19 protein-coding genes are annotated in these 20,971 nt (G+C 49.4%); all 19 read right to left on the bottom strand.

From position 1 onward, the window contains the following. Window positions 1–8: 8 nt before the first annotated feature. The 19 genes from BMY45_RS11755 to BMY45_RS11665 all read right to left on the bottom strand — a co-directional run bounded on the left by BMY45_RS11755 (window position 9) and on the right by BMY45_RS11665 (window position 20,969). A complete protein-coding gene (locus BMY45_RS11755) occupies window positions 9–620 on the bottom strand; it encodes an acetyltransferase (protein ID WP_092397668.1) in 612 nt (203 codons plus the stop codon). After that, window positions 617–1,213 (bottom strand): sugar transferase, encoded by a 597-nt coding sequence (locus BMY45_RS11750; RefSeq protein ID WP_092397666.1) that lies wholly within the window; start codon window positions 1,211–1,213, stop codon window positions 617–619. Before BMY45_RS11750 ends, BMY45_RS11755 begins: the two co-directional genes overlap by 4 nt. Beyond that, on the bottom strand, window positions 1,213–2,427 hold the full coding sequence (locus BMY45_RS11745; protein ID WP_092397664.1) for a glycosyltransferase family 4 protein: 1,215 nt from the start codon (window positions 2,425–2,427) through the stop codon (window positions 1,213–1,215). Before BMY45_RS11745 ends, BMY45_RS11750 begins: the two co-directional genes overlap by 1 nt. Next, window positions 2,424–4,256, bottom strand: coding sequence for a heparinase II/III family protein (locus BMY45_RS11740; protein WP_092397662.1), 1,833 nt, complete (start codon window positions 4,254–4,256; stop codon window positions 2,424–2,426). The genes BMY45_RS11745 and BMY45_RS11740 overlap by 4 nt, the downstream gene beginning before the upstream one ends. Next, window positions 4,253–6,385: a bi-domain-containing oxidoreductase gene (locus tag BMY45_RS11735; protein WP_092397769.1), complete on the bottom strand. Its 2,133-nt coding sequence runs from the start codon at window positions 6,383–6,385 to the stop codon at window positions 4,253–4,255. The genes BMY45_RS11740 and BMY45_RS11735 overlap by 4 nt, the downstream gene beginning before the upstream one ends. 5 nt (window positions 6,386–6,390) lie before the next feature. Then, the gene (locus BMY45_RS11730; RefSeq protein WP_092397660.1) at window positions 6,391–7,698 is read right to left on the bottom strand and encodes a hypothetical protein; all 1,308 of its coding nucleotides are present in this window, start codon (window positions 7,696–7,698) and stop codon (window positions 6,391–6,393) included. Beyond that, window positions 7,695–8,681, bottom strand: coding sequence for a glycosyltransferase family protein (locus BMY45_RS27505; protein WP_143071631.1), 987 nt, complete (start codon window positions 8,679–8,681; stop codon window positions 7,695–7,697). Before BMY45_RS27505 ends, BMY45_RS11730 begins: the two co-directional genes overlap by 4 nt. Then, window positions 8,678–9,871 (bottom strand): hypothetical protein, encoded by a 1,194-nt coding sequence (locus tag BMY45_RS11720; protein ID WP_143071630.1) that lies wholly within the window; start codon window positions 9,869–9,871, stop codon window positions 8,678–8,680. Before BMY45_RS11720 ends, BMY45_RS27505 begins: the two co-directional genes overlap by 4 nt. A 1-nt stretch (window position 9,872) precedes the next feature. Next, a complete protein-coding gene (locus BMY45_RS11715) occupies window positions 9,873–10,433 on the bottom strand; it encodes an acyltransferase (RefSeq protein WP_177193340.1) in 561 nt (186 codons plus the stop codon). Between the two features lie 13 nt (window positions 10,434–10,446). Further along, entirely contained in the window at window positions 10,447–10,731 is a 285-nt protein-coding gene (locus BMY45_RS28385; protein ID WP_371913923.1) for a DapH/DapD/GlmU-related protein, read from the bottom strand. Window positions 10,732–11,047: 316 nt separating this feature from the next. Then, window positions 11,048–12,316: a UDP-N-acetyl-D-mannosamine dehydrogenase gene (gene wecC / locus BMY45_RS11705; RefSeq protein ID WP_092397649.1), complete on the bottom strand. Its 1,269-nt coding sequence runs from the start codon at window positions 12,314–12,316 to the stop codon at window positions 11,048–11,050. Window positions 12,317–12,347: 31 nt separating this feature from the next. Next, window positions 12,348–13,436 (bottom strand): non-hydrolyzing UDP-N-acetylglucosamine 2-epimerase, encoded by a 1,089-nt coding sequence (gene wecB / locus BMY45_RS11700; RefSeq protein WP_371913922.1) that lies wholly within the window; start codon window positions 13,434–13,436, stop codon window positions 12,348–12,350. A 325-nt stretch (window positions 13,437–13,761) separates the two neighbouring features. Continuing rightward, a complete protein-coding gene (locus BMY45_RS11695) occupies window positions 13,762–14,820 on the bottom strand; it encodes an LPS O-antigen chain length determinant protein WzzB (protein WP_092397645.1) in 1,059 nt (352 codons plus the stop codon). A 194-nt stretch (window positions 14,821–15,014) separates the two neighbouring features. Then, window positions 15,015–15,239: a LapA family protein gene (locus BMY45_RS11690; protein WP_092397643.1), complete on the bottom strand. Its 225-nt coding sequence runs from the start codon at window positions 15,237–15,239 to the stop codon at window positions 15,015–15,017. Window positions 15,240–15,265: 26 nt separating this feature from the next. Continuing rightward, entirely contained in the window at window positions 15,266–15,562 is a 297-nt protein-coding gene (gene ihfB / locus BMY45_RS11685) for an integration host factor subunit beta (RefSeq protein ID WP_003199243.1), read from the bottom strand. 146 nt (window positions 15,563–15,708) lie between these two features. Next, on the bottom strand, window positions 15,709–15,987 hold the full coding sequence (locus tag BMY45_RS11680; RefSeq protein WP_092397641.1) for a hypothetical protein: 279 nt from the start codon (window positions 15,985–15,987) through the stop codon (window positions 15,709–15,711). Window positions 15,988–16,263: 276 nt separating this feature from the next. Then, entirely contained in the window at window positions 16,264–17,955 is a 1,692-nt protein-coding gene (rpsA, locus tag BMY45_RS11675) for a 30S ribosomal protein S1 (protein WP_007899744.1), read from the bottom strand. A 120-nt stretch (window positions 17,956–18,075) separates the two neighbouring features. Further along, window positions 18,076–18,765, bottom strand: coding sequence for a (d)CMP kinase (gene cmk, locus BMY45_RS11670; RefSeq protein WP_047226311.1), 690 nt, complete (start codon window positions 18,763–18,765; stop codon window positions 18,076–18,078). Beyond that, window positions 18,762–20,969, bottom strand: a complete 2,208-nt coding sequence (locus tag BMY45_RS11665; protein WP_256573641.1) for a bifunctional prephenate dehydrogenase/3-phosphoshikimate 1-carboxyvinyltransferase — start codon at window positions 20,967–20,969, stop codon at window positions 18,762–18,764. Before BMY45_RS11665 ends, cmk begins: the two co-directional genes overlap by 4 nt. Window positions 20,970–20,971: the final 2 nt, after the last annotated feature.

Here is a 20,971-nt window from a genome sequence, read left to right as displayed (position 1 = left end):
CCCTTCAGCTATTTGGCGGGCACACCTACTACAACTCGATGGGCAGCAATGTCGTTTATAACCGCCGCGCCAGCCCCTACAACCACATCACTACCAATACTAATCTGTTGTCTTATGCACGCCCCAATACCAATCCAACTCCGGTCACCGAGTTTAACATTTCCCGCAAGACGCGCCCCCGGACTGATATGGATAGAATCACCTAAAAAACAATCATGATCTATACTACACCCCGTGTTCAGAATCGCTCCCTGTCCAACCCTAGCTCCGGCGTTGACCACCACACCTGCAAAAATAACCGAACCGGCTCCAATCGCCGCATACCGACTAACCGTAGCAGCAGGATGTATGAGCGTAACCAACTTAGCGTTGACTCGAATAAACTCTTGAAGTTTATTCTGACGTACCCGATTATCACCAATCGCGACAACCACACCGGAAAACTTTTCAATTTCCGAAATTAAGTGGTCCGTATTACCCACGACTGGCCATGTTCCATTTTGCTTAACTGACGGCCAAGCATCATCAAAAAAACATATCGAGTCCCAACCGGAACTCTCAGCGGTATCTGCAACTACCTTGCCGTGGCCGCTGGCGCCCAATATGGCTAGGCGATTCACGGCTTATTCCCTGTAAATTTGGACATGGTAGCCTCCCCTTCTGCATTGATGCCATCACGTACCACCACTTTCTTGATGGTTAATAAGATGATTTTAAGATCCAGCCAGAAAGAACGATTGTCGACATACCAGACATCCAGCATAAACCTTTTGTCCCAGCTAAGTGCATTACGGCCATTGATTTGTGCCCAACCGGTAACTCCGGGGCGCACCTCATGACGCCGATATTGCTCCGGGCTGTAAAGCGGCAGGTATTCCATCAAAAGCGGACGCGGACCGACTAGGCTCATGTCGCCTTTTAAAACATTCCACAGCCCTGGCAACTCGTCCAAACTACTGGAGCGTAGGAAACTGCCAAATGAGGTCATGCGTTCGGAGTCTGGCAATTGGTTGCCTACAGCATCCACAGCATCGCGCATGGTACGGAACTTGATCATCTCGAATGGTTCACCATTCAGGCCGGGGCGCACCTGACAGAACAACACAGGGGAACCAAGCTTGCGGCGAACCAGCCATGCAACGATAGCAATAACTGGTGCCAGCAGTAAAAGACCGAAAAAGGAGGCGACGATGTCGGTAAGGCGCTTGATCATCACTTTACCCCCTCCAACCAATCGACAAAGCGATTCGCCAGCAGTTCTCGGTCAAACTCTCGCTCAGCCAGCTCACGGCTCCGTTTGCCCATTTCTTTTACAGCCGCCCTATCATCTGCAGCCTGCTCTAGCGCATCGGCAAAAGCGTACCGATTTTCTGGTTCAACTGGATAGCCGCACAGGTTGTCGCGGATCATCCCCGCCAACCAGCCGGGATAATTGTTGAGTACTGGCAAGCCTGCTGCAATGTAGTCGAAGAATTTGTTTGGTGAAGTACCAACGTAGAAAGCAGGCACATTTGCTAATATCTGCAACCCAACATCCGTACTAGCCATCAGACCAGCAAGCCGAGACTTGTTAACTGGCGCATGAAACACAACACAGTCCAACGCTTCGCGCTGCGCCCGTGCCTGTAAAGCCGGTTTGAGCTTGCCTTGGCCGATCAAAAGCAACTTGATATTGTCACGTCCACGCCGTTTCAGCTCCACTGCTGCATCGAGCACCGCATCCAGGCCATTGGCCATGCCATGAGTGCCCGCAAAAACAGCCAGCAGATCGTCGGGTTTTATCTGCTCAGGGCGCCAAGGTTCGACGTCGCCAGCAAAAATATCGAGATCGCAGCCATTGGGGATCAGTGCTATTCGCTCGCGCGGGACCCCACGTTTAGCAATGCCTTCAACTATCCCAGGGGACAAGCCAATCAACCTATGCGCCGAGCGATAGCTCATCCACTCCAGTATCGACATGGCACCCAACACTATTGGATTCCGGATCACACCCATAGCCTTGGGCAATTCTGGCCAAAGATCACGCACCTCAAATACGAACGGCTTACCTCGTAGCCAGCGGGCGAAAACGCCAGGAATACCCGCAGTCAGTGGCGTAGTAGTTGCAAATACAAGATCGTATCGCTCAGTCAGTGCCAAGCCGATGCTGCGTAGAGCAAACTTGGCGAAAGTCACAACTCTCTTTGCTAAGCCATCACTATTTGAATACGCCAGATCGAACTCAATAATGTCGATACCTTCGACTGTTCCGCGTCGTTTACCGCCAATGAAAGGCAGTGTCAGACCAGTCTCCCCGCCACTATAACTCCCGCACACCATCGTCACTTGATGACCACGCGTAAGCAAACGGCGAGCCATTTCATAAGAGCGTGTACCGACCATGCCTTTCGGGGTTGAAAAGTGTTGGTGAAAATACAGAACTTTCATAGGACCCAGCGATACTCCGTAATTAGCGATCCCGGCTGATGGACTTCAATTTCCAATACCGGTGTTTGTTCTTTGCCTAAGTAATAGCGTGACTCCCACCCCTCAACCAGTTCGAAGCGAGCGATAGGCATTGAAGCCTTCAGTGTCAGCGTGTGATCACCATTGCAAAGGCTGTAGCCTTCGACTCGCCACTCACCGGGTTCGAGTCGCCAGCGCAGTACAGCTTTCTTGGCGAATCCCTCGATTTTATCGATTACCCTCAATGTGTTTTCCGTCAGGCGAACGTCGCGTTGATGACGGGCTTTACGCCCATCTTGGTAGCCAACGACAAAGGTTATCGTATCACCCACCTCGGATAATGGCTCCATGCATGAGGTTCTCAGCCAGTCACCGAAAAGAAAACGGCTTAGCCGAGGCATCTGATCACGATCGTCGAACTGAACGGTATTGTGACTGGCCGTACCGGGGAAGTAGTTGAGCCATTGTACATCCGTGTTGTAGCTATACGTACCTGCATCACGCAGCAGGTTACGACCGCTTAGCCACAAGTCGACGTGCAGAGCATCCGCTTGGCTCGGACGGAAGCGAAAGCGAGGGTAACGCAGCATCGCCATGGCCGAGCCACGACGAAGCACGGCAAAACCACCATCATGGAACAATCGACTGTCGGGACTAGGCGCAATGGTTTGCGGTAATTCAAGCCCCAACCATCGTAAGGGTAGATTCCATGACCCTTCATCGGCGTAGGCTCGAACATCGGCAAACAACGCCATGGCCAACTGCACGGTAGGACGAAAATCGCGATAGTCGGTATCCGTTAACTGCAGCAACCGCGCACCGTCATTAGCACCCAAATTGGGTCCATCGCCATTTAGCGGGTTAATCATAGCTCGTAGCCACTCACTGGCAGCTAGCGAACGTGTGTACCACTTGGGAGAAAATTGAGGCAATTGCAGTTGCCGACGCCACACCTCGACCATACAAAATGTGTCCAGCAGCACACGATGATAGTTCAGCGAGTATTGACTGAAGCTACCATCGACACCGATCAAACGAGCCGCTCGATTTTCCAGCCACTTGCGGCCGAGCCTCAACCAGCGCCCGCCCTCCGGTATGCCCTGTGCCTTTAGCCAACTTCCGCCAATATATAAAGCAGCAGCCTCGGAAGTCCCATGATTATTATCTTGAGCTATAGCATAATCAATAGTTGGTTCGATACGCTTAAGATGAAGCGCAATCAAATCGAGCAAGCTTTTGCACGGCTCATCAATTTGCTCGAGAATAATTGCAGCCATAGCCAAGTGCATCACACGTATAGATGCTTCTTGCCCGCATTTCCAATTGACACCTTTGTAGGGCTTATTCTGTTCGCACCAATCTGCGAGCCACCTATTAAGACGAACTAAAGAGTCATCCTCTCCCGCCTTAGCTCTTTGAGCAAAAGGTAGCACCCAATCAAATCGCGAAGCCTCCCATATCGCTTTAATATCACCAACGACAGGATCAAAATCTGGTATCCGCCACCAGTCAGTATTAGCATTAGTAGCACACAACCCTGTTAAAGGATTGCAGTGCCAAGAAGGCACCATATCTTCAAGACAGTACTTCCTGCGTCCAAAAATATGCGCCTCATTGCGCCAAGCATCAGATGCCAAGACTATTGCATCAATCTTGCTAACTTCCTTAAAGAAAGGTGCGGTTTGGACGCTTGCCTGGATTCGTCTTATCTTACTTACACCCAATCTAAGCTTCAACCTATAGAGGGTAACTTTTGATATATTTATTAACCCCAATGAAAAATAGGTTGTTATTTTAGTTACAGCTTTCATTGTTCGCGCAGTAATTGGGAAGCAGTTATAGTTGCGCGAGCAACTTCCATAATTTCATCAAATGGGATAGCAGGAACACCTTTTTTGATACCTTCGATGAAGGCTTCTGCGCATGCAGCCTGCCCTTTATCCTGTTTCCACAGATTCATTTTTTTGAACCCTGGCCAATTGAACCCCTTCATTTTTCGGAAATTATCCAACTGAAGGATTCTCCCCCCCGCGAAAACTTCGATCCGTTCTTTAGGGAAACTTGCGGCGCCGTTTGCCAGATATAAGATAGTTCCAAATGACCCATCAGCGAAACCCAATGTTATCGCCGCTTTATCCTCAGTCGATTCAAGCCCCTCTACACGACCGAAGCCACGCGCCTGTACGGAGACGATTGCATGTCCCGCCAAGAAACGCATCAGGTCAATAAAATGACAAGCTTCGCCTATAATACGCCCTCCGCCTATTACTTGGTCCTGAGTCCAATGATCTGCAGGAATTGCTCCGGCGTTCATTGTCATAATAAACGTTTTAGGTTCAGATATTGATTGGAGTAAAAGTTTAGCTTTCTGGATATGAGGAGAAAAACGTCGGTTAAACCCAACCATCAACTGAGGGCCAGAAGCATCTCCCACATTGTTATACACCATCGAAATTTCATCCAACTCAGCCGAGTTGATTGCCAGTGGCTTTTCTACAAAGACGTGCTTCCGAGCATCCAAAGCACTGCACACAAACCGAGCATGAGAGTCATGTCGTGTAGCAATGGCTACCGTGTTAATTTCAGAGTCACAAAGCATGGACTTTACATCGGTCGATGCCATGACGAAACCACTTCTTCTCCCATGCACCACACCACTAAGACCACTAGAAGTCACAATAGTATGAAGCTGTGCACCAACAGCTTTAAATGCCGGAATAAGCATACGTGAAGCATAGTTACCTGCGCCTATGAACCCCATAACTGGTGCATCGGAACGGAACTTACGGGGAGGATTCAATGCCACGCTATTAATCTTACGAGATTGAGTTTCCGAGGTATACTGAAGAATTATACCTAGACCAGAAACATCTTCAGTTAACACATGGTAGGCATCTTCTGCGCTCTCAAAATTAAATCTGTGTGTTATTAGAGACTTCACATCAAGATTGCCCGAAGACATCATATCCAGAATAGCTTCAAAGTTACGCTGTTCCGTCCAGCGAACAAAACCAATAGGATAGTCAATACCTTCCTGTTCATAAGACCCGTCATAACGACCAGGTCCATAAGAACAGGAGACTTGAAATATTAGTTCTTTTTCATAAAAGTCGGCGCGATTGAGGTCTAGCCCCGTTACCCCGACCATTATAATACGACCACGCTTACGACACATTCGTGCTGCTTGTGTAACCGGGTCAGTTGACTTCGTTGACGCGGTGATGATTACTCCGTCAACCCCCCGACCGCGGCTAAAGGACATACCGACAGCCACAGGATCCTCCCCTTTTCCAGGGTTGCACACAGAGGCCCCGTATTGTTTAGCCAAGGCGAGCTTGGAATCATCAAAATCTATAGCAAGTACCCTACAACCTTGGGCTAGTAGCAACTGAACGGTTAACAAACCGATTAAACCGACTCCCGTGACAACGAAAGCCTCGCCAAGTGTTGGTTGTGCCAGCCGAATCCCTTGCAAACCGATACTTGCAACGACTGTAAAAGCAGCCTCCTCGTCACTGACGTTAGCAGGAATGCGTGCGCATAGGTTTTTAGGAACTTTTACTATATCTGCGTGAGGCCCATTCGAGACGACGCGCTCACCTGATTTGAATCCTGAAACTCCGCTACCTACCTCCAGTATCGTGCCAACATTACAGTACCCTAAAGCTAGCGGTTGCGACAGCTTGGATTGAACCGCCTCTAATGTCGTGGCTATACCATCTGTTTTTACTTTCTCCAGCACCATTTTGACTTTCTCAGGCTGCTGTCTTGCCTTCTCCAGGTAAGACGCCTTGCCAAAATGAACCAACATTCTCTCCGTTCCCGAAGAAATGAGAGAGCAAGTGGTGCCAATGATTAACTGCCCTGAAGATACAATAGGAGCAGGCGCCTCGACAATAGAGGTTCCGCCCTTTGCCATGTCTTGCAGAATTTGTTTCACGAATTTCACCTCTGGACGAGAGTCTTAGAAAATTTCTGTACTAGGACGGCAAAAACCAAGCCAAAAACGAGAACAACAAATGGGCCGTAAATCGCCCCCCTAGCCATCATCATATAAGTATAGCTAAAAAGCGCCCATACCGAAAAGTACGGAATACCACGAAAACATCGGAGCACGGGCCCCGTGATTAAGAGTAGAAATACAAAAAAAACAATCCAGGGTATAACTATCCAGCCAGAGTCTGCATATAAACTTCCAAATAAAGTCGGATGCATCGTCCCTTCAAATCCGGGCATATAGTGAGCAAACATAGTATATTCGAAATCTGCTGGTTTTAAAGCAAGCCCATCCAAAGATGACGGCAGCCAAAAAAACATGACTCGCATGAAATATGTAAAATCTCCAAACCCCTCTAAACCATCAAATTTTTTCACAAAATAATAAAACGCAAACCTGAGATCCTCTTCTCTCGACCCAAGCCTCTCGCCCACTGAGAATAGAAAACTGGGAAATTCTAGCAAAGTGTCAATCCGAGCACTTAATCCTGACGTATTTCGAACATATATTACAAACTCAAGGACTTTAGAAATCAGACTAAAAGACAAGCTCAAAACTATGGCGTAGACAAAACCCATCTTTTTTGAGCTGAAAAAATAAAAAACAAAAGGCAACAACAAAACAATCAACGGCTGCCGGCTGCCACCCATTACGAAATAGATGAATAGGTACATAACCAAGTACAGAGCACTGGACAAAAATTTTTTCCGCATCACAAGCCAGAACAGAACGCCTGCGCTAACCAACAAATTATAGCTCAATACAAAACCCGAGATTGCACTCAACCCCTCTCTACGTTGCGTAAAACTAAAACTTGAAAATATACTGCTGCCGTACTTGCTATAAGCCTCATAAAAACCCAATAGTGCCAACATCAGAAATAGTGAGTAGGCAGTTAGTCCAGAGGCACTGCCTCCCCACAACTGCGCTTTATAATGGGCAGCGTATATACCTACCAACCGTTTATTTGTCATATTCCTGACAAAGTAAACAAAATAAAATACCGCAAGGAATAAAAAAACAAACAATTGGGCTTCTATTAGTGTCGAAATATCAAGGTAATAGCTTACGGAGAAAGGATGCGCTGCCACCAAACCAGCGAATGGGTCAGCTATACTAGGAATTAGAAATGAGGAAACGATAACAAACCACATTATCGCCGCAGGATTATAGCTTCTAATATCGTTCTTCAGCAGTAAAAAACAAAGAACAAGATTAATCGCTAGGAGCCCAAAATAAAAACCAAGCATAATCATTCAAAAATCCGACTATATTCGAACTTAGGCATGCCAATATCCAACCTTTCCATCAAAGGACTATCAATCGTCCTTTGTACCACCTCATTCAACTCCGTGACACTCTGCCCCACTGGGACTATGATCGCTCCCGGATAGCGCGCGCACACATTAGTAGCTATCACCCTAATTCCATAATTTACAGCATCAGCCACGGCAATACCAAAACTGTCCTCTGAGTTTAGCCGCAAATATAAATCTGAGCTCTTTAACAAATAATTAAAACTATCTTCATCAAATGATTCTTTGATAATTATGTTCTTTCCATAAGAAAGCTTAGTTAATTTATCTCGAAGGTCTCCTGGCCCATAGAGGCAGCATATTAGGAGATCCTTGGGCCTCAGCGCCATCAACTCGAAGGCGTCTTCATGATTATATATATCTGTGGGATACCCAGAGCAAATGATAATTTGATCATATTTGCTTCTATATTTGATTATCTCCGCTTGCAAGTCACGGTTGCACTTCGGCTCCCCGGCAGGCAAGTACGAGCTAGAGTTGACTATTTTTTTTGTTTCTACATGCGAATACCATTGCCGCTGGATTGTATTAAGAGGAAGGAAAACGTCTACTTTTCGCGAAAGCACGCGAGCCATCCAAGGTTCCATCTTACCGAGATTTCCATGGTGGAGTGTTAGGGCCCATTTCGATTTTTTTTTGGGCAACCATCTCAACAAAGCCAATGACCGAGGTGTTGAAAAATTAAAATGCACGTTGAGGTTTTTTCTCATAGCAACATACAAAAAAAGCCTTAAAACAGTAATAACTTTAATACTACTGTAAATATAACTACCGCAATACTTTTCAGGCAGCTCTTTATGGGCCGATGGATACAAATCAAAAAGAACACCTACTGATTTTTCGGATTTTATCAAACGACTGATAAACGTTGTGACCCCACCGATAGGGTGAGGCAAGCCCCCTACAACGACGATATTCTTCACTTGATCATCACCCCGCATCTAGATACATAACAAAATATTGCACCACCTAAAAAATAAAAAAACGACATCACTATCGAGTATCCCCAAACAAACCAATATATATCCAAATCCAGTTGCGCCGCCGTAGAAAAACACACTAGCACCAACAGCAGACGGCCAATTTCAATGAGCAAATGAGTTTTTTCGCGTTGAATCGATGAAAGTAGCGACCCTAACGGCTGAACCAAAGCGTCGGAGCAATACAGCAAAACCAACGCTGGTAAAAAATTGACATAAGGACTCCAAGAAGGGAACTGCTGCGATATATAGTTAAAAACAGCAGATAGCAGGATGCAGCTTGCAATGCTTCCTGCAGCGCCCCATAAAAATATTTTTCCAGCCATCTCAACTATTGCTACTTGTAGCTCTCCATTATGCATTAGTTCAGCGCTCAAATAACCCATTAAACTGCGCTTAACTATCGCAGCGGCTGCGCCCAGCATCTGAGACATCCAAAAGAATGCGCCCAAAATCTCCATGTTAAAAAAATAGCCACCCAAAATTATAGGGAGGGCTGGAGACAAGAACTGTATACAAGTCGAGAGAGTGTTTATTAGCCTGTCCCGAAATCTAAAAAAAACACCGTACTTTAATGCTAAAATATTGAATGTTAATCTGATTTTATTCCTCCGCCATAAATAAAGCCCAGATACTGTTTGTGCGGTGCAATAACTTACCAACAGATGCAAGACATCTCCTTTGCTCGCAAGCCCCACCAACAAAAACAAAAACAACAAGCCAAGAAGGAGCCGTGACGTACCATAACCCGCATAGTCTTTAACCATCAAACTGTACTGAGATATTAGATAATAGAAAGAAAAGCTAAACACGGACAACACTAGAAAAAAAGTTTCCCTTCCAAAAACATTAAATAACAATGAAATTAGAATCAAGCTTACGGAGGAAATTCCGACGAAAACCAAGCCAACAGACAATACTAACCCCCGAGCCTGATCATCTACTTTTGAAAAAAAAGCAAAGTAGTCTAATCGGAGCGAGGATATAACAGAAAATAATGATCCTATAGTAATATAGAAGCCGTAAGAGGCAATCACTTCAGTGCTATAAAAGAAAATCAAACAGAAATTAGCGGCGAAAAGAAGTGCTTGAGCCCCTCCAGACGAGGCCATCAACATTAATAACTTACTCAACTTAAACTCGCTTCTTTATAAAACGCGCAGGAACGCCAGCATATATAGTTAGCTCATCAAGCACTTCTCCTTTAACTATAGAATGCGCACCAACCACAGCACCATTTTTTATTACTGCCCCCCTCAATACTGTTACGCCTTTACAAAGCCAAACGTCAGCCCCGATAAATATTTTAGAACTTACAGATCTTTGCTCGTTAATTGGCGATGAGCATTCAGTCAAATGTTCCGCATCCCTAATTGAACAATACTCAGCTATTAATGAATTATCACCAATTATTATTTCCGTAAGACTTGCAATATAAATACCACCTGTAAATTTTACATTTTCCCCAACGATAATTTTCCCTTGAGGAGGAATATCAAAATAACAACCAGGCCCAATCTCCAAGCCCCTTGAAATAGATATACCCGCGTGAGGTGGATACTTCCAATAAACATTTGCTCCTACCCTCGGTATACCTTCGCACTTCCCCCCCAATGAAAGAATCTTTATTTTCAACCAGCCACCGCGAATAGACCAAGACAACCGGCTCAAAATTTTGAGAATTGAACTTAGCAAGTACCTCACCCTATCAGGCTCCTTTACAGCAAGGGGAAGTAATACCGTAAGACGTCATGTTATCCATATACGTCTTACGATCACTATCTGTAAACCGGTTCTTAATTTTTTTTGCAGGCACTCCAGCATATATACTGTAAGATTCAACATCTTTAGTAACTATGCTACCCGCGGCAATTACGGATCCAGTGCCGATTGTGACACCTTTCAATACAACACAGTTCGCCCCTATCCAGACATCGTCACCAATCAAAACATCAGCATCGCACGAACTGGACTTCTCGACGACTGAATACATAGGCTTGGTTAAAGAGGTGATTTCATGATCACCACCCGAGACGATAACTCGCGGCCCAAACATAACGTATGAACCGATAGTTATTTTTGACCGATCCGCTGAAAATATTGCTCCAGACCCTATAAACACATTCGAGCCAATACTAATTGTTTTGTAACTAAAGCTCGATCTAATAGGGTCAAATACTACATTTTTGCCAATAGATAAGAACTGATATCTATACGTATACATCAGTAAGCGCGACCAAATTCGAATCATAATTGAATGTGCGCTGGAAACCGATTTTAGTATTAATTTCATATCCAACCCATTCTAATTACTGGTTCCAAACACCGCGAGTGTCAACGATTTTTTTCCCTTCAAGATTTAAACGAGGCAGCATTTTAAAAGAAGAGTGATCGACTAACATTACGACAACATCCGCTTCTGATAGAGCAACCTGAGCGTCTAGCAAGCTAAAACGATTCAACATAGCTGTAGGCAGCTTCTCAATATTCGGTTCCACAATCATTACGCAACCGCTATGCATAATGCCAATCTCTTTGACAATGCCAAGAGCGGGGCTCTCGCGAAGATCATCAATATCGGGTTTAAAGGTCAAACCAAAACACGCCACTTTTACATCCTTGGCTGTAGTGTCAGGGTGCTCTAGCAAGAACTCGCCTATCGCCAACTTTACCTTTTCTTTTACCCAGATAGGCTTGCTATCATTTACTTCTCGAGCAGTGCGAATAAGCTTTGCTTCAGCCGGTGTCCTACTGACTATGAACCAAGGGTCCACGGCAATACAATGCCCACCGACTCCGGGACCTGGCTGCAGGATGCTTACTCTTGGATGTCTATTCGCTAGCTCTATTAACTCCCAAACATTGATATCTAACTTATCACAAATCATTGACAACTCATTGGCAAAAGCGATATTCACATCTCTAAAGCTATTTTCTGTAAGCTTGCACATCTCCGCAGTACGTGCAGTTGTCACAACACACTTACCTTGTACAAATATACTGTACAACTCAACTGCCCTCTCGGAGCATTTAGAGGTAAGCCCTCCTATCACCCGATCATTTTGCACGAGTTCCCGTAACACATGTCCTGGTAACACTCGCTCCGGACAGTGAGCTATCCGAATGTCAGATTCTTCGCCATGTGTTTCAGGGAACGATAGGTCAGACCTAATCTCAGCTAACCATTTGGCCATCTGCTCTGTAGCGCCAACGGGAGACGTCGACTCTAGAATCACTAAATCCCCTTTTTTTAGCACAGCCGCGATGGATTTTACGGCCGCTTCAACATAGGATAGATCAGGCTGACGATCTTGCTTAAATGGAGTCGGTACTGCAATCAGAAATGCATCAGCAGGTTCAGCTTTCGTTGTCGCACGCAAATATCCCTCGGTTACAGCCGCGTGGACAACCATGTCCAGATCCGGTTCAATAATATGAATTTCTCCGCGATTAATGACTTCTACCGCTAACTCATTCACATCGAGGCCGATTACTTTCATTTTACGAGAAGCGAAAACCGCCGCGGTAGGGAGTCCGATATACCCCAAACCAACTACACAAATTGTGTCAAATGACATATTACCCCCTAATCGAGCCATACTTAAGCAACTAATTATTCACCCATGCCGACTCAGATAAAACTTTCAAAATATGCTCGCAAGCCACACCATCCCCATAGGGATTATGGGAAAAACTCATACGTTCATACTCTGCAGGATCGGTTAACAACATCCTTAGATTGGATGTAATAGCTTCAATATCTGTTCCTACTAGTTTAACGGTGCCTGCAGCGACAGCTTCTGGCCGTTCGGTAGTATCGCGCATCACCAAGACGGGCTTACCTAAAGAAGGCGCCTCCTCCTGAATCCCTCCGGAATCTGTTAATATAATGCATGACCTATTCATCAAATATACAAAGGGAAGATAATCGAGTGGTTCTATAAGATGAATATTTTTGATCCCAGCCAAGAGCCGGTTTATCGGTTCTCTGACGTTGGGATTGAGATGGACCGGATAAATAATTTCTACATTAGGAAACTCTTTGGCAGTCGCAGCCAGAGCATGGCAAATTCTTTCGAATCCTTCACCAAAACTTTCTCGCCTATGCCCAGTAACAAGTATTAACTGACTCTCGTCTGGAATGTAGGAAAATTGCTCCTGAAGCTTTATTTTTAGAGTGCTATTATTAGAAATTTTCTTCACAACTTCAAGAAGTGAGTCGATTACCGTATTTCCAGTAACATAGATGCGATCTGCAGCTACACCCTCTTGGAGCAGGTTTTCACGTGAAGTGTCTGTCGGTGCAAAATGAATACTTGCTAGCGCACCTGTTAGCTTACGATTGCCCTCTTCGGGCCATGGCGAATAGAGATTCCCCGTTCGCAAACCAGCCTCTACGTGCGCAACGGGAATTTGATGATAGTACGCTGCCAATGTGGTCGCGAAAGTCGTAGCCGTATCACCGTGGACCAAAACTATGTCCGGCTTAAACTCATTAAAGACCTTTTTTAGCCCTTGGAGAACGGCGGTTGTTATGTCAGTTAAGTCTTGTCCCGGCTTCATAATCTGAAGATCAAACTCTGGTGTTAACTCAAACAGGTCTAAAACCTGGTCAAGCATTTCCCTATGCTGACCGGTAACACAAACTCTCGCCTCAAAACGGCTATCGGTAGCCAATGTCAGAGCCAATGGCGCCATTTTGATCGCCTCAGGGCGCGTTCCAAACACACATAGACTCTTTATAGTCACAGCCACTCCTCAGAATTCTATTTTTTGCATCAACACTCGATCACATGAACACGGGGATCTAGAAACGCATCTTCTAAGTACGTTTAGATTATAGTTAGAACTACCCCTAAATTATCGCCAGCTTCCTAATGATATCCTTTCCTTTTATTTTTCCCCTCAAGACAAGGTATAAAACCTTGACATTACCAAATGACAAAAACCCATCGACCCTATACGGTAACGATGGGTTTGGTACTTTGGCGTACTGGCGACGAATCTAGACACAGGTTTCCTCCTAGATTACAGAAGAGAGTCCACCTTTAGCTCTTAATAAAACAAAACGGATCAAAGTGATAAAACAGCCGAATATCAACCCAATTATTGTACCCAATACCAAAATTAAAGCTTTTCTCGGCTTAATCGGACTCTCCGGCACCTCAACACTACCATCCTGCCGATAAACCGAAATCCTTTCAGGATCAACATTCAACTTACGATAAAAACCGTACTGCATCTGAAGCGGCCGCAAATCAGTGATAAATGCATCATCAGAAGACCTGGACTCCAAAGCATTGATTTCCGCCGCCAATGCTTTGCTCCCCCGCTGGTAATCCATTTTATCGCCGGTCTCTACCGTGATATCCACCGCTGCAGAAGAGTTGATTATCGGCGATGTCAAACCGATCGCTTCAGCGATCTGCAACGCCTCCCGCAACTGCTGAATCCGGTCCTCGCGAACTCGCTGCGCAGTCTCGCGCAAGCTCACAATTTGCTGCTCAAGGTTACGCGCATTTACCGATGCCTCGGTGGTCACGTTCTTGACCAGCTCCGACTCAGCAGCTTCGCTGGCGTGTTGGACGTAGATCTTTGCCCACTCGGTGGCCTGAACAGGGTCTCCACCTTGAACGGCCACCGAAAAGCGATCTGGCGTATCTTTTCCCGGCCCCTTGATCACCAGTTCTTGGGAAAAGCGCGCGTACAAACGGTCGAGCGCGCCCTGTCGCTGAGACTCATCGAGGGAGGGAAGATAAATTTCATTGAAGAACTTCTGACGCAGGGACTCGCCTTGAAGGTTTCTGGCAAAAACGTCATAAACATACTTGATCGAATAAGGTTCCAGATCAGTGCTTTTCCCGCGACCAAAATTCAGCTCGGCTATATCATTCTGCGTTGGCGGCATGATGAAAAGCTTGGACTCATAGACCGGCTTACTGAGAAACGCATACGCAGCCGCACCCACCGTGACTACAAGAGTCACCCCAATGATCAGCCATTTCTGGGACCAAAGACCTTGAGCGAGGGCAATAAGGTCAATCTCATCAGAGCGATGGGTTTCAACTGGATTATTTTGCATCTGAGGCCTCGCTTGCTTTTTTTGACATGGCGCCCGCATACAAACTGGACGCGCCAAAAGGCAGAACGATCAGGCCCTCGGCGGATACCGCGGCAAACTGAGTTAAATTAAACACGATCAAAACATACCCAAAAGCCAGAAAAAAATTGCAGACACTGATCCTTCACACAAAGGCTTCCGGGCTCAAGCATCCATTATTTCAACCGCCGACGCTGCCCCACGAACCACGCAAGCAACGGGCCAACCATCATACCAGCGAGAAGTGACACTAGCACGCAAACTGAAACAGGAAGTTGCGGGGCCGACCAGCCCAGGAACAACAGCGCGACAGGCTGGGTATTCTCAAGCACGAACAGAACGATGGCTGCAGCCACTAGCAACGCGAGCACGACAAGAGCAAAACGTTTAAAGCTGCGCATGAATTTCCCCTTGCATAGTCGCCTCCTTACAACTCATCCCCCTCCTCCTCATTGACACGATCCCGCAGCTCTTTGCCCGGCTTGAAATGCGGAACGAACTTTCCGTCCAGGCTCACAGACTGACCCGTTTTCGGATTGCGACCCACACGCGGGGCACGGTAATGGAGGGAGAAGCTGCCGAAGCCACGGATCTCGATACGATCTCCGGTCGCCAGGCACTGGGACATTTGCTCAAGCATGGTCTTGATGGCCAGCTCCACATCTTTGGATGAGAGTAGCCCTTGATGGGTGACAATTCGTTCGATCAACTCCGACTTCGTCATATTTTTCCCTTCTTTTTCAAGCAGCTAGGAAAATCGCTTGAAAAGGTTTTAGCATGACCGGAAGAATTTGAACAGCCCGAGTATTGACATATCTTCATCCTGTCGTATTTGCCCCGTTTCTGCACAAGCCTTGCACTTGAGCGTATTCAACGACAAATGACCAACATCGTGCGGGTCAGGTAGCCGGCTGGATTGAAGCCAAATGGATATTGATCTTCATCCTTGGCATCATCGGAGCGGGTGATGACTTTGTACCCGGCGCCCTTGCACTCCTTCGCCGCCCGCTTGTGGCATTTTTCCCAGCCTGACCCCAGGCCGGAACAATCGACCTCGATACCACTGACGCCACGCACCGCATGGGTCTTGGCACTTGTGGTGCAACCCGCCAAGATCAATACCGCGAATACCAGGATAAGCCTGTTCATTCGTCTCCTTAAATAGCCAGCACCCGACTGGGTGGTGTCTGATCTGACGCTATCGCGAGCAGCCTCCCCCACATTGGCCCGGGAAGACTAGGGCATCTGCAGTCTAACCTTGAATAGGTGATTGATCTGCTTAAAGAAAGAGACAGTTAGGTTGCAGGATTGGTTTCACTGCTGAGTCATGCAGAGGAGCCAACTTACAAACAGGTCAGCTTTTCCCGAATCGCGCCCACAAAAAAGGGCGACCGAAGTCACCCTTTTTCTATGGACTGACAGAACTTAGTTCTGCTTTTCCATTTGTGCACGCAGCAGGTCGCCCAGAGTGGTAGGACCAGCAGCGATGCTATCCGAAGGCTTGTCTTTCAAGCTTTGGATGGCTTCTTTCTCTTCAGCATCGTCTTTCGACTTGATGGAGAGCTGGATTACACGGCTCTTGCGGTCAACGCTGATGATCTTGGCTTCTACTTCCTGGCCTTCTTTCAGAACGTTGCGCGCGTCTTCAACGCGGTCACGGCTGATTTCGGAGGCTTTCAGAGTCGCTTCGATATCGTCGGCCAGGGTGATGATGGCGCCTTTAGCGTCAACTTCTTTCACGATGCCCTTAACGATTGCGCCTTTGTCGTTCTCTTGGACGTACTCGGAGAACGGATCGCTTTCCAGTTGCTTGATACCCAGGGAGATGCGCTCGCGCTCTGGGTCAACCGACAGGATAACGGTGTCCAGCTCGTCGCCCTTCTTGAAGCGGCGTACGGCTTCTTCGCCCACTTCGTTCCAGGAGATGTCGGACAGGTGAACCAGACCGTCGATGCCGCCGTCCAGACCAATGAAGATACCGAAATCGGTGATCGACTTGATGGTGCCGGAGATTTTATCGCCCTTGTTGAACTGGCCAGAGAAATCTTCCCATGGGTTGGATTTGCACTGTTTGATGCCGAGGGAGATACGACGACGCTCTTCGTCGATGTCCAGAACCATGACTTCCACTTCGTCGCCGACTTGTACGACTTTCGAAGGGTGGATGTTCTTGTTGGTCCAGTCCATTTCGGAAACGTGTACCAGGCCTTCAACGCCTTCTTCCAGCTCAGCGAAGCAGCCGTAGTCGGTGAGGTTGGTAACACGAGCGGTGACGCGGGTGCTTTCTGGGTAACGGGCTTTGATAGCAACCCATGGATCTTCACCCAGTTGCTTGAGGCCCAGGGAAACACGATTGCGCTCGCGATCGTACTTCAGAACCTTGACATCGATCTCGTCGCCAACATTGACGATTTCCGAAGGATGCTTGATACGCTTCCAGGCCATGTCGGTGATGTGCAGCAGGCCATCGACGCCACCCAGATCGACGAATGCGCCGTAATCGGTGAGGTTCTTGACGATACCCTTGACCTGCTGGCCTTCCTGCAGCGATTCCAGCAGAGCTTCACGCTCGGCGGAGTTCTCGGCTTCCAGGACACTGCGACGGGAAACGACAACGTTGTTGCGCTTCTGGTCCAGCTTGATGACCTTGAATTCCAGCTCTTTACCTTCCAGGTGCGTGGTGTCGCGCACTGGACGAACGTCAACCAGGGAACCTGGCAGGAACGCACGGATGCCGTTAACGTCGACAGTGAAGCCGCCTTTAACCTTACCGTTGATAACGCCCTTGACCACTTCCTCAGCTGCGAAAGCCGCTTCGAGAACGATCCAGCATTCAGCGCGCTTGGCTTTTTCACGGGACAGCTTGGTTTCACCAAAGCCATCTTCAACCGAGTCCAGCGCAACGTGAACTTCGTCACCGACGTTGATGTTCAGTTCGCCAGCGTCGTTGTAGAACTGCTCAAGCGGGATGAGTGCTTCAGACTTCAGACCAGCGTGAACGGTTACCCAGCGAGCTTGGTAATCGATATCAACGATAACACCGGTGATGATGGAGCCTGCCTGAAGGTTCAGGGTTTTCAGGCTTTCTTCAAAGAGTTCCGCAAAGCTTTCGCTCATTTTAATTCCTGTTGATTAGGGCGAAGAATACGCCCGCCTCCACACCCCAGACGGTGTGGGTTAGTTTCATATAAAAGAAGCACCGCAGGACTATGACTGGTCCCCTGCGCAGCTTCCTGGTCACCCGGCGATATCGCGGATGGCGATTTCGCTCATGATGCGTTGCAACACCTGATCGATGGACAACTCCGTGGAATCCAGCTGTATCGCGTCAGCCGCCGGTTTGAGCGGGGCTACTGCGCGCTGGGTATCACGCTCGTCGCGTGCACGGATCTCATCTAGCAGACTCGACAGACTAACATCCTCGCCTTTGCCCTTCAACTGCAAATATCGGCGACGAGCCCTCTCCTCGGCACTGGCGGTGAGGAAAATCTTCAGCGGGGCATCGGGAAACACCACGGTACCCATGTCGCGCCCATCGGCCACCAATCCTGGCGGCTCCTGAAAAGCGCGCTGGCGCTGTAGCAATGCCTCGCGCACCGCCGGCAGCGCGGCGACCTGGGAGGCCCCGGCCCCCACGCTTTCGGTACGAATGACATTGCTGACTTCGTCACCCTCCAGAATGATGCGCTGCAGCTGACCGTCGGTCGCCGCGATGAACTGCACGTCCAGATGCGCAGCCAGGGCCTTGAGCAGTTCTTCATTGGTCAGATCGACGCCATGATTGGCGGCGGCGAACGCCAGCAGGCGATACAACGCACCCGAATCGAGCAGGTTCCAGCCCAGTTGCTTGGCCAGGATTCCGGCGATGGTGCCTTTGCCTGAACCGCTTGGGCCATCGATGGTGATGACCGGTGCCTTGATGTTCACGACTGTGCCTCTTGTGCTACTCGAATACCGACCTGGGCACACAGCGCCAGGAAGTTCGGGAACGACGTTGCGACGTTGGCGCAATCATGAATGCGGATCGGCGCACTGGCGCGCAAAGACGCAACACTGAAGGCCATGGCGATACGGTGATCGCCGTGACCATGGACTTCGCCGCCGCCGATCTGGCCGCCGTCGATGATAATGCCGTCCGGCGTCGGCTGGCATTTCACGCCCAACGCGATCAGGCCATCAGCCATCACCTGGATACGATCCGATTCCTTGACCCGCAGCTCTTCGGCGCCGGTCAGCACGGTGCGCCCTTCGGCACAGGCCGCCGCCACGAACAGCACCGGGAATTCGTCGATGGCCAGCGGCACCAGCGCTTCGGGAATCTCGATACCCTTGAGTTTAGCTGCTCGTACGCGCAGGTCTGCAACCGGCTCGCCGCCCACTTCACGCTGGTTTTCCAGGGTGATGTCAGCCCCCATCAGGCGCAGGATGTCGATCACGCCGGTACGGGTCGGGTTGATGCCCACATGCTCAAGCACCAGCTCGGAGCCTTCGGCAATCGAAGCGGCCACCAGGAAGAACGCCGAGGACGAGATATCGCCCGGTACTTCAATGTGGGTCGCGGTCAGTTTGCTGCCGGACTCGACGGAGGCCGTGGCGCCGTTGACCGTGACCGGGTAGCCGAAGCCGCGCAACATGCGTTCGGTGTGGTCGCGGGTCGGGGCCGGCTCGGTGACCGTAGTCTTGCCTTCGGCATAGAGACCGGCCAACAGCAGGCAGGATTTCACCTGGGCGCTGGCCATCGGCATGGTGTAGGTCAGGCCCTTGAGCTTGTTGCCACCGCGAATGGTCATGGGCGGACGACCTTCGGCCGCCGTCTCGATCACCGCACCCATTTCCCGCAGGGGGTTGGCCACGCGATTCATCGGCCGCTTGGACAGCGAAGCGTCACCGGTCAGGGTACTGTCGAAATCTTGGGCGGCCAGCAGGCCGGACAGCAGGCGCATCGACGTGCCGGAGTTGCCCAGGTAGATCGGGCCCGGAGCAGGCTTGAGGCCGTGCAGGCCAACACCATGGATGGTCACGCGACCGTGATGCGGGCCTTCGATGACCACGCCCATGTCGCGGAACGCTTGCAGCGTCGCCAGGGCGTCTTCACCTTCGAGAAAGCCTTCCACTTCGGTCACGCCTTCGGCCAGGGAGCCGAGCATGATCGAACGGTGGGAAATTGATTTATCGCCCGGTACACGAATACGCCCACTCAGGGAGCCACCAGGTTGTGCCAGGAAAATCAGATCGTTGGAGTTCATAGCGTCCACATAGGCCCGACGGGCCAGGATTTTACTGAAATGCTCGCGGGCCACCCTGGCGCGTGTGAAAACGCCCAGCAATTGGTGCCCGTCCCCTGCATCGACCGCGTCGCGCAAGGCGTCGAGGTCGCTGCGAAATGTATCGAGTGTGCGCAGGACAGCTTCGCGGTTGGCGAGGAAGATGTCGTGCCACATGACCGGGTCGCTACCGGCGATTCTCGTGAAATCGCGGAAACCGCCGGCAGCGTAACGGAAGATCTCAAGATTTTCATTGCGCTTGGCCAATGAATCCACCAAACCAAACGCCAACAGGTGCGGCAAATGGCTGGTGGCGGCCAATACTTCATCGTGGCGCTCGACCTGCATGTGCTCGACGTCCGCACCCAGCTCGCGCCACAGACGGTCCACCACCGCCAGCGCAGCCGGATCGGTCTGGTCCAGTGGCGTCAATATCACTTTGTGGCGACGAAACAGGTCGGCGTTGGAGGCTTCCACCCCGCTCTGCTCGGAACCGGCAATCGGATGACCGGGCACAAAGCGCGCCGGCATCCCGCCGAAGGCTTCAGTGGCCGCCCGCACGACACTGCCCTTGGCACTGCCGACGTCCGTGAGAATCGCCTGCCCCAGGTCCATGGCCGCCAGGCGTGCCAGCAGTTTCTCCATGGCCAGGATCGGCACGGCCAACTGGATCACGTCCGCACCCTGGCAAGCAATCGCCAGGTCGTCCTCGCAGCGATCCACCACCCCCAGCTCCACCGCCAGCCGGCGTGACTGCGGGTCTAGATCGACACCCACCACTTCACGACACAGACCGCTTTCGCGCAGGCCTTTGGCGAACGAGCCGCCGATCAACCCCAGACCGACCACCACCAGGCGACCGATCATAG

It is taken from the genome of Pseudomonas sp. NFACC39-1 (assembly GCF_900110355.1).
Classification (GTDB): domain Bacteria; phylum Pseudomonadota; class Gammaproteobacteria; order Pseudomonadales; family Pseudomonadaceae; genus Aquipseudomonas; species Aquipseudomonas tehranensis.
Note: the sequence above shows the minus strand (reverse complement) of the source record. Positions and strands in the feature narration are given on the sequence as shown.

Bases quoted from the DNA above. Each gene is read 5' to 3' on its own strand.
- BMY45_RS11750 (WP_092397666.1), bottom strand. From the start codon at position 1,213: ATGATCAAGCGCCTTACCGACATCGTCGCCTCCTTTTTCGGTCTTTTA.
- BMY45_RS11745 (WP_092397664.1), bottom strand. From the start codon at position 2,427: ATGAAAGTTCTGTATTTTCACCAACACTTTTCAACCCCGAAAGGCATG.
- BMY45_RS11740 (WP_092397662.1), bottom strand. From the start codon at position 4,256: ATGAAAGCTGTAACTAAAATAACAACCTATTTTTCATTGGGGTTAATA.
- BMY45_RS11730 (WP_092397660.1), bottom strand. From the start codon at position 7,698: ATGATTATGCTTGGTTTTTATTTTGGGCTCCTAGCGATTAATCTTGTT.
- BMY45_RS28385 (WP_371913923.1), bottom strand. From the start codon at position 10,731: ATGTATTCAGTCGTCGAGAAGTCCAGTTCGTGCGATGCTGATGTTTTG.
- wecC (WP_092397649.1), bottom strand. From the start codon at position 12,316: ATGTCATTTGACACAATTTGTGTAGTTGGTTTGGGGTATATCGGACTC.
- wecB (WP_371913922.1), bottom strand. From the start codon at position 13,436: ATGGCGCCATTGGCTCTGACATTGGCTACCGATAGCCGTTTTGAGGCG.
- BMY45_RS11695 (WP_092397645.1), bottom strand. From the start codon at position 14,820: ATGCAAAATAATCCAGTTGAAACCCATCGCTCTGATGAGATTGACCTT.
- BMY45_RS11690 (WP_092397643.1), bottom strand. From the start codon at position 15,239: ATGCGCAGCTTTAAACGTTTTGCTCTTGTCGTGCTCGCGTTGCTAGTG.
- ihfB (WP_003199243.1), bottom strand. From the start codon at position 15,562: ATGACGAAGTCGGAGTTGATCGAACGAATTGTCACCCATCAAGGGCTA.
- BMY45_RS11680 (WP_092397641.1), bottom strand. From the start codon at position 15,987: ATGAACAGGCTTATCCTGGTATTCGCGGTATTGATCTTGGCGGGTTGC.
- rpsA (WP_007899744.1), bottom strand. From the start codon at position 17,955: ATGAGCGAAAGCTTTGCGGAACTCTTTGAAGAAAGCCTGAAAACCCTG.
- BMY45_RS11665 (WP_256573641.1), bottom strand. From the start codon at position 20,969: ATGATCGGTCGCCTGGTGGTGGTCGGTCTGGGGTTGATCGGCGGCTCG.